17 protein-coding genes are annotated in these 14,360 nt (G+C 62.4%); 12 read left to right on the forward strand and 5 right to left on the reverse strand.

Annotation, left to right across the window (positions count from 1 at the left end; all coding sequences use genetic code 11):
- Window positions 1-2: 2 nt before the first annotated feature.
- Both C2I35_RS03475 and C2I35_RS03480 read right to left on the reverse strand, forming a co-directional pair.
- Window positions 3-989 carry an alpha/beta fold hydrolase gene (locus C2I35_RS03475; protein ID WP_103761596.1) on the reverse strand — a complete coding sequence of 329 codons (987 nt, stop codon included), beginning with the start codon at window positions 987-989 and terminating at the stop codon, window positions 3-5.
- Between the two features lie 201 nt (window positions 990-1,190).
- A complete protein-coding gene (locus tag C2I35_RS03480) occupies window positions 1,191-1,877 on the reverse strand; it encodes a response regulator transcription factor (protein WP_103761597.1) in 687 nt (228 codons plus the stop codon).
- Between the two features lie 172 nt (window positions 1,878-2,049).
- Here C2I35_RS03480 and ribA point away from each other — a divergent pair, with 172 nt between their 5' ends.
- Window positions 2,050-3,132 carry a GTP cyclohydrolase II gene (gene ribA / locus C2I35_RS03485; protein ID WP_103761598.1) on the forward strand — a complete coding sequence of 361 codons (1,083 nt, stop codon included), beginning with the start codon at window positions 2,050-2,052 and terminating at the stop codon, window positions 3,130-3,132.
- A 1-nt stretch (window position 3,133) separates the two neighbouring features.
- Here the strand turns inward: ribA and C2I35_RS03490 are convergent, their stop codons facing one another.
- Together C2I35_RS03490 and C2I35_RS03495 are read right to left on the reverse strand one after the other, a co-directional pair.
- Complete coding sequence (locus C2I35_RS03490; protein ID WP_103761599.1) at window positions 3,134-3,364, reverse strand: DUF2842 domain-containing protein; 231 nt, start codon at window positions 3,362-3,364, stop codon at window positions 3,134-3,136.
- A gap of 25 nt (window positions 3,365-3,389) precedes the next feature.
- Complete coding sequence (locus C2I35_RS03495) at window positions 3,390-4,685, reverse strand: adenylosuccinate synthase (protein WP_103761600.1); 1,296 nt, start codon at window positions 4,683-4,685, stop codon at window positions 3,390-3,392.
- A gap of 140 nt (window positions 4,686-4,825) precedes the next feature.
- On the opposite strand from C2I35_RS03495, the gene C2I35_RS03500 reads away from it, so the two are divergent.
- The 4 genes from C2I35_RS03500 to C2I35_RS03515 all read left to right on the forward strand — a co-directional run bounded on the left by C2I35_RS03500 (window position 4,826) and on the right by C2I35_RS03515 (window position 8,234).
- Window positions 4,826-5,224 (forward strand): DUF6524 family protein, encoded by a 399-nt coding sequence (locus tag C2I35_RS03500; protein ID WP_103761601.1) that lies wholly within the window; start codon window positions 4,826-4,828, stop codon window positions 5,222-5,224.
- Window positions 5,225-5,349: 125 nt separating this feature from the next.
- Window positions 5,350-5,715, forward strand: a complete 366-nt coding sequence (gene secG / locus C2I35_RS03505) for a preprotein translocase subunit SecG (protein WP_103761602.1) — start codon at window positions 5,350-5,352, stop codon at window positions 5,713-5,715.
- A 170-nt stretch (window positions 5,716-5,885) separates the two neighbouring features.
- The gene (locus C2I35_RS03510; RefSeq protein WP_103761603.1) at window positions 5,886-7,529 is read left to right on the forward strand and encodes a CTP synthase; all 1,644 of its coding nucleotides are present in this window, start codon (window positions 5,886-5,888) and stop codon (window positions 7,527-7,529) included.
- Window positions 7,530-7,661: 132 nt separating this feature from the next.
- Window positions 7,662-8,234 (forward strand): outer membrane protein, encoded by a 573-nt coding sequence (locus C2I35_RS03515; RefSeq protein WP_170067105.1) that lies wholly within the window; start codon window positions 7,662-7,664, stop codon window positions 8,232-8,234.
- A gap of 64 nt (window positions 8,235-8,298) precedes the next feature.
- Here the strand turns inward: C2I35_RS03515 and C2I35_RS03520 are convergent, their stop codons facing one another.
- Window positions 8,299-8,922, reverse strand: a complete 624-nt coding sequence (locus C2I35_RS03520; RefSeq protein ID WP_103761605.1) for a hypothetical protein — start codon at window positions 8,920-8,922, stop codon at window positions 8,299-8,301.
- A gap of 195 nt (window positions 8,923-9,117) precedes the next feature.
- Between C2I35_RS03520 and C2I35_RS03525 the strand changes: the two genes are divergently transcribed.
- The 7 genes from C2I35_RS03525 to C2I35_RS03555 all read left to right on the forward strand — a co-directional run bounded on the left by C2I35_RS03525 (window position 9,118) and on the right by C2I35_RS03555 (window position 14,321).
- On the forward strand, window positions 9,118-9,585 hold the full coding sequence (locus C2I35_RS03525) for a tellurite resistance TerB family protein (RefSeq protein WP_245890377.1): 468 nt from the start codon (window positions 9,118-9,120) through the stop codon (window positions 9,583-9,585).
- 57 nt (window positions 9,586-9,642) lie between these two features.
- On the forward strand, window positions 9,643-10,080 hold the full coding sequence (locus C2I35_RS03530; protein ID WP_103761606.1) for a tellurite resistance TerB family protein: 438 nt from the start codon (window positions 9,643-9,645) through the stop codon (window positions 10,078-10,080).
- Entirely contained in the window at window positions 10,077-10,817 is a 741-nt protein-coding gene (locus tag C2I35_RS03535) for a phosphate/phosphite/phosphonate ABC transporter substrate-binding protein (RefSeq protein ID WP_103761607.1), read from the forward strand. The genes C2I35_RS03530 and C2I35_RS03535 overlap by 4 nt, the downstream gene beginning before the upstream one ends.
- A 146-nt stretch (window positions 10,818-10,963) precedes the next feature.
- Window positions 10,964-11,740: an ABC transporter ATP-binding protein gene (locus C2I35_RS03540; protein WP_103761608.1), complete on the forward strand. Its 777-nt coding sequence runs from the start codon at window positions 10,964-10,966 to the stop codon at window positions 11,738-11,740.
- A 29-nt stretch (window positions 11,741-11,769) separates the two neighbouring features.
- A complete protein-coding gene (locus tag C2I35_RS03545; protein WP_103761609.1) occupies window positions 11,770-12,492 on the forward strand; it encodes a transporter substrate-binding domain-containing protein in 723 nt (240 codons plus the stop codon).
- Between the two features lie 138 nt (window positions 12,493-12,630).
- The gene (locus tag C2I35_RS03550) at window positions 12,631-13,515 is read left to right on the forward strand and encodes an ABC transporter permease (RefSeq protein ID WP_103761610.1); all 885 of its coding nucleotides are present in this window, start codon (window positions 12,631-12,633) and stop codon (window positions 13,513-13,515) included.
- Window positions 13,515-14,321 carry an ABC transporter permease gene (locus tag C2I35_RS03555; protein ID WP_103761611.1) on the forward strand — a complete coding sequence of 269 codons (807 nt, stop codon included), beginning with the start codon at window positions 13,515-13,517 and terminating at the stop codon, window positions 14,319-14,321. Before C2I35_RS03550 ends, C2I35_RS03555 begins: the two co-directional genes overlap by 1 nt.
- Window positions 14,322-14,360 lie beyond the last annotated feature (39 nt).

The raw sequence follows: 14,360 nt of genomic DNA on the forward strand, positions 1-14,360 counted from the left end.
TGTCAGTTCGGCGTATCGGGTCCCGGGGATATAAAACCCAGCGCATCGCGTAGCACAAGCAGGAAGGTGTCGGGCGTCTCGATCTGTGGGATATGACCGCTGTCCGGGATCGTCAGCAGACGTGCGCCGGGCGTCGACCGGGCCAACGCCTCGCCCTGAGCCAGCGGAGTCACGGTGTCCTCTTCGCCCCATATATAGACCAAGGGCAGGGACAACGCGGCGTAGTTCACGGGCCGCGTGCTCAGCGCATCCTGCGGCGAAACTAGCAGGCTGAGCACCCAGTCGGCATAGCTTGCCGTTGTGCCCTGCCGGACGAAAGGCGCTTTCAGAACGGTCAGAACCTCGTCCGTCGCCGCCTCATCCACGTGTATCAACTGGCGCAGGAAAGTACCCGTCAACAACGGATTGTTCATGGTCAGCGCCGTCACCGCCTCGCGCAGCGGCCCGAACCGCAGTGGAAACGGCAGGTCCTTCCCGCTCTCATGGCTGTTCAGGCCAAGCGCCCCATCCACCACGACAAGCCCGGCAAAGGCGTCGGGCCGTTGCATGACAGCCTCCACTCCCGGCCCCGCACCGATGGAATGCGCCACCAGTATCGGCCGGGTTCCCAGCGCCTCGACCAGCGCCAGGATCCGCTCCGCCTGCCGCGTCCGGCTGTAGTCGCCATCCCTGGCCCGCTCGGAAAAGCCGAAAGGCGGCATGTCGAACGCCACCGCTCGCCACCCATCCGCACCGATCTCTTTCAGCACCGACTGCCACAGGCCAGACCAGGCCGCCGTGCCATGGGCGAAAAGCACAACAGGCGCATCCCCGTCCCCCTCTTCAAGCACGAAGACGCCACCCAACGCTGTTTCGATCAGCCGCCCCTCTTGTGGAACCACGGCCTCCAGCGGTTCGGTCTCGCGCATATGCGCCGCCAGCCGCGCCGCGATCAGCACGGCGGACACCAGAACCAATAGGCTCACGAGGGTCTTGATTATGAACCGCATCCCTGGTCCTCCCGCTTCCAAGGCTATGCAGTCGCGGCCGGTTCACAAGGTCAGCAAAACCTGACCCTCATGGACGCAGACAAAAAAAGACCCCGGCCAAGCCGGGGTCAGTCCAACAGGGAGGTGCATAGATTTAGGCCCGTATGCGGCGGGTTGGTCGTCATAATACCGGGCGGCGCGGGACGCACGCCTTGCCCCGGATCAGGCGAGGAGGCGATAGCCTCCCGACTCTGTCACCAGCAAACGCGCGTTGGCAGGATCTGGTTCAATTTTTTGACGCAGGCGGTAGATATGGGTTTCCAAAGTATGCGTCGTTACCCCGGCGTTGTAGCCCCAAACCTCGTGCAGAAGCACGTCGCGAGCGACCACGCCCTCGGGCGAACGATACAGGAATTTCAGGATATTGGTCTCCTTTTCCGTCAGACGGATCTTCCGGTCCTCATCGGTGATCAGCATCTTCATGGCTGGCTTGAACGTGTAGGGTCCAAGCTGGAAAATCGCGTCTTCGGACTGTTCGTGCTGGCGAAGCTGGGCGCGGATACGCGCCAACAGAACGGGAAACTTGAACGGCTTGGTGATATAGTCGTTCGCCCCGGCATCAAGCCCCAGGATCGTGTCGGCATCCCCGTCATGGCCCGTCAGCATCACGATCGGCGCTTTCACGCCCTGCTTGCGCATCAACCGGCAAAGCTCACGCCCGTCCGTATCGGGCAGGCCCACGTCAAGGATCACCATGTCATAGATCCCGTCCTTTGCATGCGCCATGGCCTCCGACCCGTTTCCGGCCTCGAGGACGTCAAAATCCTCGGTCATCACCAGTTGCTCACTCAAGGCCTCGCGCAGGTCCTCGTCATCGTCCACAAGCAGAATTTTCTTCAGCTGAGCCATCGTGTTGTTCCTCGTTGCTTGCAGACTACTTGTGCCACCACGCCGCGCCGGACAAGATCTGTGACAGGTCAATCACGGGCTAGTTATGGCAGAGCGTGAAATGTTTCATTCGGTTACAAAAGCCTGTAATCGAGTCGCTCGAAGTAACTTCACTGAACAGGAAGGGCGCGTGATGCAGCTTGGCCCCGACAAGACGGAACTCCTCGCGCGGGCTCGCGCAGATCTTCGCATGGGTGTGCCGGTGGTCTTGCGCGATGGCAACGCGCTTGCCATTGTCGCGGCGGCGGAAACCTGCGATCCGGCCCGTCTCGACGCGTTGCAGTCGGCAGGTCTGGAACTGCATCTCACCATCTCGGCGCGCCGCGCCGCAACGCTGAAGGCCCGCGCTTATGACGGCGATCTCGCGCGTGTCGTCGTTCCAAAAGAGGCCCCCCTGTCATGGGTGCAGGCCGTGGCAGACCCCGCAGACGACCTTCGGAGCCCGATGAAGGGCCCGCTCACCTCGGCGCGCGAGGGCAAGGCCGACACCCATCGCGCGGCTCTGTTGCTGGTCAAGTCCGCGCGCCTTTTGCCTGCCGCGATTGTCATGGCGATCCCGCCCGATACGCTGGACACTGCATTGACATTGCTCAACGTGGCCGACATCACCGCGCATCTGAATGAAGCCAGCCCCATGCACAAGGTGGTCAGCGCCCGACTGCCCCTCGAAGTGTCCGAGGCCGGACGCCTGCACATCTGGCGACCAGAGGACGGCGGCGAAGAACATTACGCCATAGAAATCGGCAGCCCCGCACGGCACGAACCGGTCTTGTCGCGTCTGCATTCCGCCTGTTTCACCGGTGACCTTCTGGGCAGCCTGAAATGCGATTGCGGTCCCCAGCTTCGGGCGGCTCTGGCGCAAATGGGGACCGAGGGCGCGGGCGTGCTGCTCTATCTTAACCAGGAAGGCCGCGGCATCGGCCTTGCCAACAAGATGCGTGCCTACGCTTTGCAGGATCAGGGCTTTGACACGGTCGAGGCCAATCACCGGCTCGGCTTCGAGGATGACGAGCGTGATTTCCGCATCGGCGCCGACATCCTGCGCAACATGGGCTTCGGCGCGGTGCGTCTGCTGACCAACAACCCCGCCAAGATCGACATGATGAAAAGCTGCGGCATCGACGTGGTGGAACGCGTGCCGCTCAAGGTCGGCGAAGGGGCGCACAACCGCGCCTATCTTGCCACCAAGGCCGCGAAGTCAGGGCACCTGCTTTAGCCTAGTCCCGTGCGTCCGGGTCCGGCTGCCCGACTCCGCGAAACACGGGCTTCAGCGGCAGGATCCAGGCGACACCCAGCACGATGAACACGACCAGCTCGGTCAGGAAGCCCACATCATACCGGACCCGCAGCCAATCCGTCAGGTTGACCGCCACCACGATGTAAAGCGGCAGGGCAATCAGCAGGATCACCAGCGACCAGCGGCGGCGGGCTTTGTAACTCAGGGCCATGCGGTTCTCTAACGGTCTGTAGGTCTCAGTCGGCGAAGGGGTCGGTCACAAGGATCGTGTCCTCCCGCTCCGGCGAGGTTGACAGTAGAGCGACGGGACACTGGATCAACTCCTCGACCCGGCGCACGTACTTGATGGCATTGGCGGGCAGATCGGCCCAGCTGCGCGCGCCTTCGGTGGTTTCGGACCAGCCCTGCATTTCCTCGTAGATCGGCTTGCAGCGCCATTGCTGATCAGTCGCCGTGGGCAGATAATCCAGTTGCTTTCCGTCCAGTTCGTAACCCACGCAGATCTTCAGCGTGTCGAACCCGTCAAGCACATCCAGCTTGGTCAGCGAGATCCCGGTCACGCCAGAGGTTGCACAGGTCTGGCGCACCAGCGCCGCATCGAACCAGCCGCAGCGCCGCTGGCGGCCCGTCACGGTGCCGAACTCGCGACCCCGTTCCCCCAATCGCTGGCCATCGTCATCCTGCAACTCGCTCGGAAACGGACCTTCGCCCACGCGGGTCGTGTAGGCCTTGACGATCCCCAGCACGTAATCGATCGCGCCCGGCCCCATGCCGACGCCCGTAGCAGCCTGCCCGGCGATGACATTCGAGGACGTCACGAACGGATAGGTGCCGAAATCGATATCCAGCAGCGCCCCTTGCGCGCCCTCGAACAAGATGCGCTTGCCCGCCTTGCGCTGATCGTTCAGCACTTTCCAGACCGGCGCGGCATAGGGCAGAAGCTCCTGCGCGATGGATTTCAGCTGCGCCACCAGCTTGTCGCGATCCACCGGCTCAATGCCCAACCCTTTGCGCAAAGGATCGTGGTGCTGCAAAGCGCGGTCCACACGCGCCTCCAGCGTGGCGTCGTCGGCCAGGTCCGCCACGCGGACCGAACGGCGGCCGACCTTGTCTTCGTAGGCCGGGCCGATTCCGCGTCCGGTGGTGCCGATCTTGGTGCCCTTGCTCGCCGCTTCTTCGCGGGCACGGTCAAGCTCGCCGTGAATCGGCAGGATCAGTGGCGTGTTCTCGGCGATCATCAGTGTTTCGGGGCTGATCTCGACCCCCTGCTCGCGGATCGAGGCGATTTCGTTGACCAGATGCCACGGGTCCAGCACCACGCCATTGCCAATCACGCTCAGCTTGCCACCACGCACCACGCCGGACGGCAATGCGTTCAGCTTGTAGACCTTGCCGTCTATCACCAGCGTATGGCCCGCGTTGTGCCCGCCCTGGAACCGCGCGATCACGTCCGCGCGCTCGCTAAGCCAATCAACGATTTTGCCTTTACCCTCGTCACCCCACTGGGCGCCTACAACGACGACATTTGCCATGAAAACCTCTCAGGCGGTGGTTGAACCCCGCGCCCGTATACCCACACCGCCAGCCGTGCGAAACCGGAATTTCGCGCGCGGGCTGGACACTGTCGTCTGCGCCGGGCACATCTTGTGCGACACAAGCCAAGAGAGCACAGATGACCGGATTTATCCTGAGGTGGGCATTGGCCTTCATCCTGCTGGCTGCGACGTACAACCCGACACCGTACAATTTCATCGCTTGGGCGAAGGAAAACTGGGACGCGCAAATGCCGCTGACCGTACTCTTCGCGCTGCTGCTTCTGGTGGGCTACATCATTTACCTGCGCGCCACGCTGCGCTCGATCGGGGCGTTCGGCATGGGCTTGATCCTCGCCATCGCAGCAGCCTTGGCGTGGGTGCTCGTTGACTACGGCTTCCTCGACCTCGACGATCCGACGCGGAACCTCTGGCTGGGACTTGTGGCGCTTTCGCTGGTCCTGGGCATCGGCCTCAGCTGGAGCCACGTGCGCCGCCGCCTGTCGGGACAATCCGACATGGATGACGTGGACGAGTAGGCCCTTGCCGACGCGGCCTTTCCAACCGAACCTTCGGCCATGCAATCAGGGTTGAAAACGGCGGGTTGCGGGGGACGCCCGAATTGCTTAGATACCGCCCATCCGAACCCGAGGGACCACGTCTTATGGAAAATGTCATCCTGCTTGTTCACCTGCTGCTGGCGCTCGCGCTGATCGGTGTCGTGCTGTTGCAGCGCTCCGAAGGCGGCGGCCTTGGCATGGGCGGCGGGGGCGGCAACGTGTCCACAGGTCGGTCCGGCACCACGGCGCTCGGCAAGCTGACATGGGTGCTCGGCCTGTCGATCTTCGCCACCACGCTGACCCTGACGGTCATCGCGGCACAGAACGCTGGCGGATCCTCGGTTCTGGACCGGATCACCGACGACAGGCCCGCGGCCGAGGAAAGCGATCCTGCGCTGGACGACAGCGGTGATGGACTTCTGCCGCCGTCGGCGGGCGATGACGCTCCTTTGACACCTACCGCGGACTGATCCAGAAACACCACTAAGGCTTGCGGACGCGCATACGCGTGTCACAGCATATTGCGCCTTTCATCCGAATCCTTTAAGGCTCGAGTCCCGTGGTAATGCGGTGCGCGAGGCGTCGATTCGACCGCATCTAATAGGCGTAAAACGCCGCAATCACGGGGGATTGCCAGCGCATGGCACGTTATATTTTCATTACCGGCGGCGTTGTTTCCTCTCTCGGCAAGGGTCTTGCCTCTGCGGCACTCGGCGCACTTTTGCAGGCGCGCGGCTTTTCGGTCCGTCTGCGCAAGCTGGACCCGTACCTGAACGTCGATCCCGGTACGATGTCGCCGTTCGAACATGGCGAGGTCTTCGTCACCGATGACGGTGCCGAAACCGACCTCGACCTTGGTCACTACGAACGCTTCACCGGCGTCCCCGCCCGCATGACGGATTCGGTCAGCTCGGGCCGCATCTATTCCAACGTACTGGAACGCGAGCGCCGCGGCGACTACCTCGGCAAGACCATTCAGGTCGTCCCTCACGTCACCAACGAGATCAAGGACTTCATCGGCATCGGCGATGACGAGGTGGATTTCATGCTGTGCGAGATCGGCGGCACCGTGGGCGACATCGAAGGCCTGCCCTTCTTCGAGGCGATCCGCCAGTTCAGCCATGATCGCCCGCGTGGGCAATGCATCTTCATGCATCTGACGCTTCTGCCGTACCTCGCCGCCAGCGGCGAATTGAAGACGAAGCCGACGCAGCATAGCGTGAAGGAACTTCAATCCATCGGGATCGCGCCCGATATCCTCGTCTGCCGCTCGGAACAGCCGATCCCGGAAAAAGAGCGCGAGAAGATCGCGCTTTTCTGCAACGTCCGCAAGGAGGCCGTGGTCGCGGCTTATGACCTCAATTCGATCTACGAGGCCCCGCTCGCCTATCATCACGAGGGGCTGGATCAGGCCGTTCTGGATGCGTTCAACATCTCTCCCGCGCCGCGCCCGGACCTGACGACCTGGCAGGACGTGGGCGACCGCATCCACAACACCGACGGGGCGGTCAACATCGCCATCGTCGGCAAGTACACGCAGCTGGAAGACGCCTACAAGTCCATCAAGGAGGCGCTGACCCATGGCGGCATGGCGAACCGGGTCAAGGTCAACGTCGAATGGGTCGATGCCGAGGTGTTCGACCGCGAAGACGCCGCGCCGCACCTCGAGGGCTACCACGCGATCCTCGTGCCCGGCGGCTTTGGCGAGCGCGGCACCGAGGGCAAGATCAAGGCCGCGCAATTCGCCCGCGAACGCAAGATTCCGTATCTGGGCATCTGCCTTGGCATGCAAATGGCGGTGATCGAGGCCGCGCGCAACAAGGCGGGTTTGAAAGACGCAGGCTCTGAAGAGTTCGACCATGAGGCCGGCAAAAAACGCTTCACCCCGGTTGTCTATCACCTCAAGGAATGGGTGCAGGGCAACGAGAAGGTCAAGCGCAAGGTCACCGACGACAAGGGCGGCACGATGCGTCTTGGCGCCTATGACGCTGTACTCAAGGAAGGGTCCAAAGTGGCCGAGGTCTATGGCGGCACCGCCATCGACGAGCGTCACCGCCACCGCTATGAAGTGGACATCGAGTACCGCAAACAGCTCGAGGAATGCGGGCTTGTCTTTTCCGGAATGTCGCCCGACGGCCGTTTGCCGGAAATCGTCGAGTGGAACGATCATCCGTGGTTCATAGGTGTGCAGTTTCACCCCGAGCTGAAATCGAAACCGTTCAAGCCGCACCCGCTGTTCGCGGATTTCGTGCGGGCGGCCGTGGAAACCTCGCGCCTCGTTTAAGCCCTTAAAAATCAGGAACAAAGTCAGGTCGTAAATTTTTTTGACGACCGCTTTGAACCGTTCCTCCTGTCGCCGCGACCTATGTCCGAGCCCCGGGATTGTCCTGGGTCGCGCTTAGACATGAGGTATAAAATGAAAACGATCTTTAAATCCCTGACCGCCGCCGCAACCCTGTCCGCGGCCATCACTACCACCGCTATCGCCCAGGACGCCGAGAAATGGGAAGGCTTCTACGCCGGCGGCCGGGTCAATATGCAGAATCTCGGTATCTCGGGCGTTCCTGTCGGGATCGACCCCGAAATCAACGCCGGTGTGTTCGGCGGCTACAATTACGCTGTTGCCCCCAACTTCGTGTTGGGCGCCGAACTGGGTTATGACAGCAAGCTGGACTATACGGTGATGGGCACCGGGCTGGACCTGGAAAACAACATCAACCTGCGTGGCCGCGGTGGCTATGCCTTCGGCAACTCGATGCTCTACGGCTCCCTGGGCTATGGCTGGACGGACTGGGACGTGGCCGCAGCCGGCGTCTCGGGATCGGGTCAGGGCATCTCCTACGGCATCGGTCTTGAGACGATGCTGAGCGAGAATATCACCACCCGGTTCGAGTATACCCGCACCAATTACGACTTCTCGGGTCCCGGCCTCGGGGGACGCAATGGCGAAGTCGACGCCTTCTCGGTCGGTGTTGCCTACAAGTTCTGATCCTTGCGGACCAACTCTGTCGGGGCGCCTTTCACAGGGCGCCCTGATGTGGTTGCCGTCTGCGTCAGTACCGCAGATTCGTCAGGTCGTCGGCCGGGTCTTCCTGCGGGGGATGAAACCGCAGCATCCGGCGCGAGACGCCAAGTTCGAGCACCGGGCTGAACAGATCTCTCAGAAGCGAACGGCGTTCGTGGTAGACAGCCGTCTCGGCCTCGCGGTCGAGGCGCAACTTGTTCTCCAAAAGCGTCGCGATGATCCGCTCGTCCAAGATATACCGGCCCTGCCTGCCTGTCTGCCGATCCTCGGCCTGGGCCTCAAGCCAACTCTGGATCCGCGAACGATCCTCGACATCCTGATCCGGCCATACGAGGTAGAACCCGGAATTGAGCCGAAGACAAATCGAGTCCAGCATTAGCGCCGCGCCTGCCAGTTCCTCGGGAATGTCGCGCTTTGTCAGGTAGTTGAAGCGATGAGGCTGGCCGTTGAGGAACACGGTCAGTGCCGTCCCCAGATCCATGAACTTCTGCGCCATGCCCCAGCCAAGAACGCGCCTCGGGTCGCCCGACCAGTCGTAGGCCCTGAGAAAGCTGCGCACCTCGTCATGCGTGCAGCCGCGCAGATAGGCCAGCTGGTCCTCCGGCGCGGCGGTCGAAATGTTGACGACAGGCTTTGCAACGTTGCGCGACATGGCAGGCTTCACACTCGAGGATATCATGTGGTTGAGGGCACCGTGACGCGCAAAAATGCCGTTTGTTGGGAGCAAATGTGTCACGTTTCCGGCCTCCGCCACCAATGCGCGGATGTGCGCCTGCGATTTTGTTTTCCTGCTCACCGCTGACGCTGTAAACGTGACCAAACGATCCTAGATACACGGAGCCGCCCCATGGAAAAAACCTCGCTGCTTCATCGTTTGCTGCATGCGTTCGACGCGCCCGAACCCCCGCCCCTGCCCGCGCCCGACGAAAAGCTGGCGCTTGGAGCGCTGATGGTGCGTGTGGCGATGTCGGATCACAGCTACAAGTTTGCAGAGGTGCATCGGATCGACCTGCTGCTGGGCCGACTTTTCGGGCTTGGGCCGATCGAGGCGGCCAAGATGCGTGCGACCTCCGAGCGGCTGGAGCGCGACGCACCCGACACCGAGGAATTCGGCGACATCCTTCGCAAGACCGTCAGCTTTGCAGCGCGTGTCGACGCTCTCGAAGCGCTGTGGGAAGTGACGCTGGCCGATGGCGTCCGGCACGAGGAAGAACTGGAAGTGCTGGAAGATGTGCGCCAAACGCTGGGCCTGTCACCAGACGACAGCGACGCCGCACGCGCCCGGGCCGAAACCGAACTCGGTGGCAGCCAATAGCGTCCCGACGCGCAGATTCTCGTTGGCGGCAGCCAGCTGGTTGCCTATATCCCCTTCATGTTTGCTGATTTTCTGAAAAAACTCACCGAGTCGACCCCTGAAACCCTGCCCCAAGAAGATGCACGGCTGGCGCTGACGGCTCTGCTGGTGCGCATCGCTCGGTCGGACGGGCATTTCGATGCCGAGGAGCGGCAGCGCATCCTGGCCATCGCGCAAACACGCTACCAGTTGTCCGAAGCGGATGCTGGTGCGTTGCTGGAGCAGGCGGAGCAGTTGGAAGGCGAAGCGCCGGACACCATGCGCTTTACCCGCGCCATCAAGGACGCCGTGGCCTATGACGACCGGCTTCGCGTGGTCGAGGCGTTGTGGCAGGTGGCGCTGGCCGATGGCGAGCGCGATGCAAGCGAGGACGCAATCATCCGGATGGCATCGAACTTCCTCGGCGTGACCGACATGGACAGCGCCCTTGCCCGCCAACGCCAGGAAAAGGAATGATTGCCAGCCTGCCGATGTACGACCGGCCCGAGATTCGGGCCGCGACGGACAGTTTCTGGCAGGCCATACGCAAGGCGCTTGGACGCGGCCCCGACACACTTACGCGCGAGGGCGACCCGTGGGACCAATGGCAATCCCCGGATCTTTTGCTGTCTCAGACCTGCGGATACCCCTACCGCGCCCGCCTGCATGGCAAAGTCCAAATCGTCGGCACGCCGCATTATGTATTGGACGGGTGCGGGGCGGGCGAATACCGCTCGGTCTTCGTGGCGCGCAAGCAAGATCCCCGTAGCGATCCGGCTGAATTTTCTGCCGCGCCCTTTGGCTATAACGAACCGATGTCGCAAAGCGGCTGGGCCGCGCCCGGCGCCTATGCCGAAGCGCGCGGCTTTGCCTTCACCGACACGCGACGCACCGGCAGCCATCAGGCCTCGGCCCGAGCCGTGGCGGAAGGTCAGGTCGATCTGGCCGCGCTCGACGCGCAAAGCTGGCAGCTGATGCAGCGCTACGACAGTTTCGCAGACAAGCTGCAGGTCATTGCCGCGACATCGCCCACACCCGCCCTGCCCTTCATCACGGCGAACGGACAGGATGCCGACGCGATTTTCTCCGCCCTTCAGACCGCGGTCGAGGACTTGCCAAGTGAGACCCGCGACGTCCTCGACCTGCGCGGAATCGTGCGAATTCCGCCCGAGGCCTACCTGGCGGTTCAGACACCGGCCCCGCCGCCCGCTTGACGCTACGGCACCCCGCCGCATTCGCCCAAAACCCGGGCAATCCGCACGAAACGGACGAAAAAACCTCGTTTTGCAAGTTGCATTGGCCCAAAATTGCTGCCCTATTGTCCGGTGTGACTGCCTGACCTGCAAACCGGAAGCTGCCTTTGCCTGACGAAAAACCCGTCATCGAGATCCGCAATCTGCACAAGGCCTATGGCAACCTTGAGGTCATCAAGGGCGTCGACATCACGGCACCCAAGGGCAGCGTGGTGTCGCTCATCGGCTCCTCGGGGTCAGGCAAATCCACTATTCTGCGCTGTGCCAACCTGCTGGAAGACAGCCAGCAGGGAGATATCCTGTTCAAGGGCGAGCCGGTGACCTGGAAAGGCTCTGGCCTGAACCGGCACCCGGCAGACTCCAAGCAGGTGCTGCGGATTCGCACGAACCTGTCGATGGTGTTCCAGCAGTTCAATCTGTGGGCGCACCTGACCATCCTGCAAAACGTGATGGAGGCCCCGGTCACCGTGCTGGGTCGCCCCAAGGCAGAGGTCGAGCAGGCTGCACGCGGGTACCTGGAAAAGGTCGGAATCGGCGACAAGTGCGATGTCTACCCGGCGCAACTGTCGGGCGGGCAACAGCAGCGCGCCGCCATCGCGCGGGCACTTTGCATGGAGCCCGAGGCGCTCTTGTTCGACGAACCCACCTCGGCGCTCGACCCCGAACTGGAACAGGAAGTCGTGCGCGTGATCAAGGACCTGGCCGCCGAAGGGCGGACCATGATGATCGTGACCCACGACATGAAAATGGCCCATGACGTGTCTGACCACGTCATATTCCTGCATCAGGGCCTGATCGAAGAAGAAGGTGATCCGGAGACGCTCTTCGGGTCCCCGAAATCCGAGCGGCTGCGTCAGTTTCTCAGCTCGACGATGGCCGCCTGAACCAAAAGAACCAAGCAAGGGAGACACTTATGAAAAAGCTAGTTCTTTCCACACTTGCCCTGGCAGTTGCCGGCGGCATGGCGATGGCCCAGGACAAGACGATCCGCCTGGGCACCGAAGGCGCTTATGCGCCGTGGAACTTCGTCAACGACGCGGGCGAGATCGATGGCTTCGAGCGCGAACTGGGCGACGAGCTGTGCGCGCGGGCCGAGCTAACCTGCGAATGGGTCAAGAACGACTGGGATTCGATCATCCCCAACTTGGTAGGCGGCAACTATGATGTCATCATCGCGGGCATGTCGATCACCGACGAGCGTGACGAAGTCATCGACTTTACCCAGAACTACACGCCGCCCGATCCCTCGGCCTATGCCGGCATGTCGGAAGGCGTCGATGTCGAAGGCGGCGTGATCGCGGCCCAGACCGGCACGATCCAGGCAGGTTATGTCGCCGAATCCGGTGCGACACTGGTGGAATTCGCCACGCCCGAGGAAACCATCGCCGCCGTCCGCAACGGCGAGGCCGATGCGGTTCTGGCCGACAAGTCCTTCCTTGCCCCGGTCGTGGCCGAGGACAGCGACATGATGTTCGTCGGCGACGATGTTGCGCTCGGCGGAGGCGTCGGCATGGGTGTCCGCGAATCCGACACCGAGCTGAAAGAGACGTTCGATGCCGCCATCCAGTCGATGAAGGACGATGGCAGCCTGAACGAGCTGATCAAGAAATGGGAAGTCGCATCGACTTTCGAATAAGCTGAAACAGCCGCGCCCCGGGCATTCCGGGGCGCGCGCTTCAGGCCGGACGGGGACTTATGGCCGATACCACCCTTATCTTCGTGCCCGGCGTCACGCTCGGGCCTTTGCCCTTGGGCCGGGCCGCGAGAGATCGTGATGTTTGAGTTCTGCGCCGACCCCTCGGCCCTTGGCGATGTGCAGTGGCTTGCCTGCTATCTCACCACCGCCAAACACGCCAATCTCTATTTCGCCGTCGGCCTTGTGCTGGTCCTGCTGGCGATCACTGCGCCGACTGCACTGGCCTTCGGCTTTGGCGCCGCAACCGCGGCACGCTCGAAATTTCCGCCACTGGCCTGGCTGGCGCATGGGTACATCAACCTCGTGCGCGGCGTGCCCGACACGGCATTTTTCCTCTTTTTCATCATCGCGCTCGACCAGGGCGTCGAATGGGTCCGGCACAAGGTCAAATGCCCGGACTGGAGCGAACCCATCCGCCAGGGCAACGACTTCATCGTCTGCCAGGCCGCCAAGATGCCCTTGGGCGAGGCGGACCAGTGGGTGCACGAGATCTACGGTTTCTTCCTTGCGGTGCTGACCTTTGCGCTGGTGTTCGGTGCATTCGCGGGCAACGTGATTTACGGCGCGATGCGCACCGTGCCCCGCGGCCAGATCGAAACCGCCGAAGCCTATGGCATGACCCCGCGACAAAGTTTCTGGCGGATCCTCGTGCCGCAAATGTGGGTCTATGCCCTGCCCGGTCTCAGCAATGTCTGGATGGTGCTGACCAAGGCAACCCCGCTTCTGTTCCTGCTGGGCGTTGAGGATATCGTCTACTGGGCGCGGGAGCTGGCGGGTACGGCCCTGCCGAAATTCACCGATTACCCGCATGGCGACTGGCGCATGTGGTATTTCCTGGCACTGCTGGTCTTCTACCTGGGCCTGACGCGGGTGTCCGAGATCGTGCTCGACCGGCTGATGATCAAGCTGTCGCACGGCCAGGCCACCACGGGCGGCGAAGCGCTGCGAAAGGCGGCGGCGTGATGAGTTGCTGGCAGACCATCCAGGATTACGCGCTGCGCTCCATCGGTCTGGGTGAGCGCCTGTTGCCGCGTGAGGATTTTACGCTTTGCCAGCAGGTCACGCTGATCGGTTCCGGCATGATCTGGAATATCTATTTCGGCGTGCTGGCGATCATCCTCGGCTTTGGCCTCGCCACGGTGGTGGCCGTGGGCAAGGCCTCGCCCAACCGCTTGCTGCAAAAGCCGTCGGCCTGGTTCATCTACATCTTCCGGGGTTCGCCGCTCTTCATCCAGTTCTTCTTCGCCTACGCGGCCTTTCTGAACCTCAAGTCTGTTTACCCGGTCTTCGATGCGTTCACCGCTGCTTGGCTGGGCGCGTTGATCGTGCTTTTCCTCAACACGGCCGCCTATTCGGGCGAGATCTTCTACGGCGCCTTGCGCTCGATCCCCAAGGGCGAGGTCGAGGCGGCGGATGCCTATGGGTTCTCGGGGTTCACCCGGTTCCGGCGGATCATCTGGCCCACCATGCTGCGTCTGGCTTGGCCCGCCTACACCAACGAAGCGATCTTTCTTTTCCACGCGACCACTCTGGTCTTCTTCTCGGCCTTCCCGGCGTGGCAGCAACGGGGCGACGCGCTTTATTACGCGAATTACTTTGCCGACAAGACGTTCAACCCGTTCGTGCCCTACCCGATTTTGGCGGGCTACTTCATCCTGTTGACGCTGGTGGTGATCTCGATCTTCGGACTGGCGAACCGGCGGCTGAACCGTCACCTGCCCCGGGAACGCCGCGCCCGCATTCGTTTTCGCCCGAACATCATTCGCTGAGACTGATCCAGCTTTGCAGGACTGCGCCAAGCCGCAGCG

It is taken from the genome of Roseovarius confluentis (assembly GCF_002917925.1).
GTDB lineage: Bacteria > Pseudomonadota > Alphaproteobacteria > Rhodobacterales > Rhodobacteraceae > Roseovarius > Roseovarius confluentis.

Coding starts and splice junctions, on each gene's coding strand:
- C2I35_RS03475 (WP_103761596.1), bottom strand. CDS start 989: ATGCGGTTCATAATCAAGACCCTCGTGAGCCTATTGGTTCTGGTGTCC.
- C2I35_RS03480 (WP_103761597.1), bottom strand. CDS start 1,877: ATGGCTCAGCTGAAGAAAATTCTGCTTGTGGACGATGACGAGGACCTG.
- ribA (WP_103761598.1), top strand. CDS start 2,050: ATGCAGCTTGGCCCCGACAAGACGGAACTCCTCGCGCGGGCTCGCGCA.
- C2I35_RS03490 (WP_103761599.1), bottom strand. CDS start 3,364: ATGGCCCTGAGTTACAAAGCCCGCCGCCGCTGGTCGCTGGTGATCCTG.
- C2I35_RS03495 (WP_103761600.1), bottom strand. CDS start 4,685: ATGGCAAATGTCGTCGTTGTAGGCGCCCAGTGGGGTGACGAGGGTAAA.
- C2I35_RS03500 (WP_103761601.1), top strand. CDS start 4,826: ATGACCGGATTTATCCTGAGGTGGGCATTGGCCTTCATCCTGCTGGCT.
- secG (WP_103761602.1), top strand. CDS start 5,350: ATGGAAAATGTCATCCTGCTTGTTCACCTGCTGCTGGCGCTCGCGCTG.
- C2I35_RS03510 (WP_103761603.1), top strand. CDS start 5,886: ATGGCACGTTATATTTTCATTACCGGCGGCGTTGTTTCCTCTCTCGGC.
- C2I35_RS03515 (WP_170067105.1), top strand. CDS start 7,662: ATGAAAACGATCTTTAAATCCCTGACCGCCGCCGCAACCCTGTCCGCG.
- C2I35_RS03520 (WP_103761605.1), bottom strand. CDS start 8,922: ATGTCGCGCAACGTTGCAAAGCCTGTCGTCAACATTTCGACCGCCGCG.
- C2I35_RS03525 (WP_245890377.1), top strand. CDS start 9,118: ATGGAAAAAACCTCGCTGCTTCATCGTTTGCTGCATGCGTTCGACGCG.
- C2I35_RS03530 (WP_103761606.1), top strand. CDS start 9,643: ATGTTTGCTGATTTTCTGAAAAAACTCACCGAGTCGACCCCTGAAACC.
- C2I35_RS03535 (WP_103761607.1), top strand. CDS start 10,077: ATGATTGCCAGCCTGCCGATGTACGACCGGCCCGAGATTCGGGCCGCG.
- C2I35_RS03545 (WP_103761609.1), top strand. CDS start 11,770: ATGAAAAAGCTAGTTCTTTCCACACTTGCCCTGGCAGTTGCCGGCGGC.
- C2I35_RS03550 (WP_103761610.1), top strand. CDS start 12,631: ATGTTTGAGTTCTGCGCCGACCCCTCGGCCCTTGGCGATGTGCAGTGG.
- C2I35_RS03555 (WP_103761611.1), top strand. CDS start 13,515: ATGAGTTGCTGGCAGACCATCCAGGATTACGCGCTGCGCTCCATCGGT.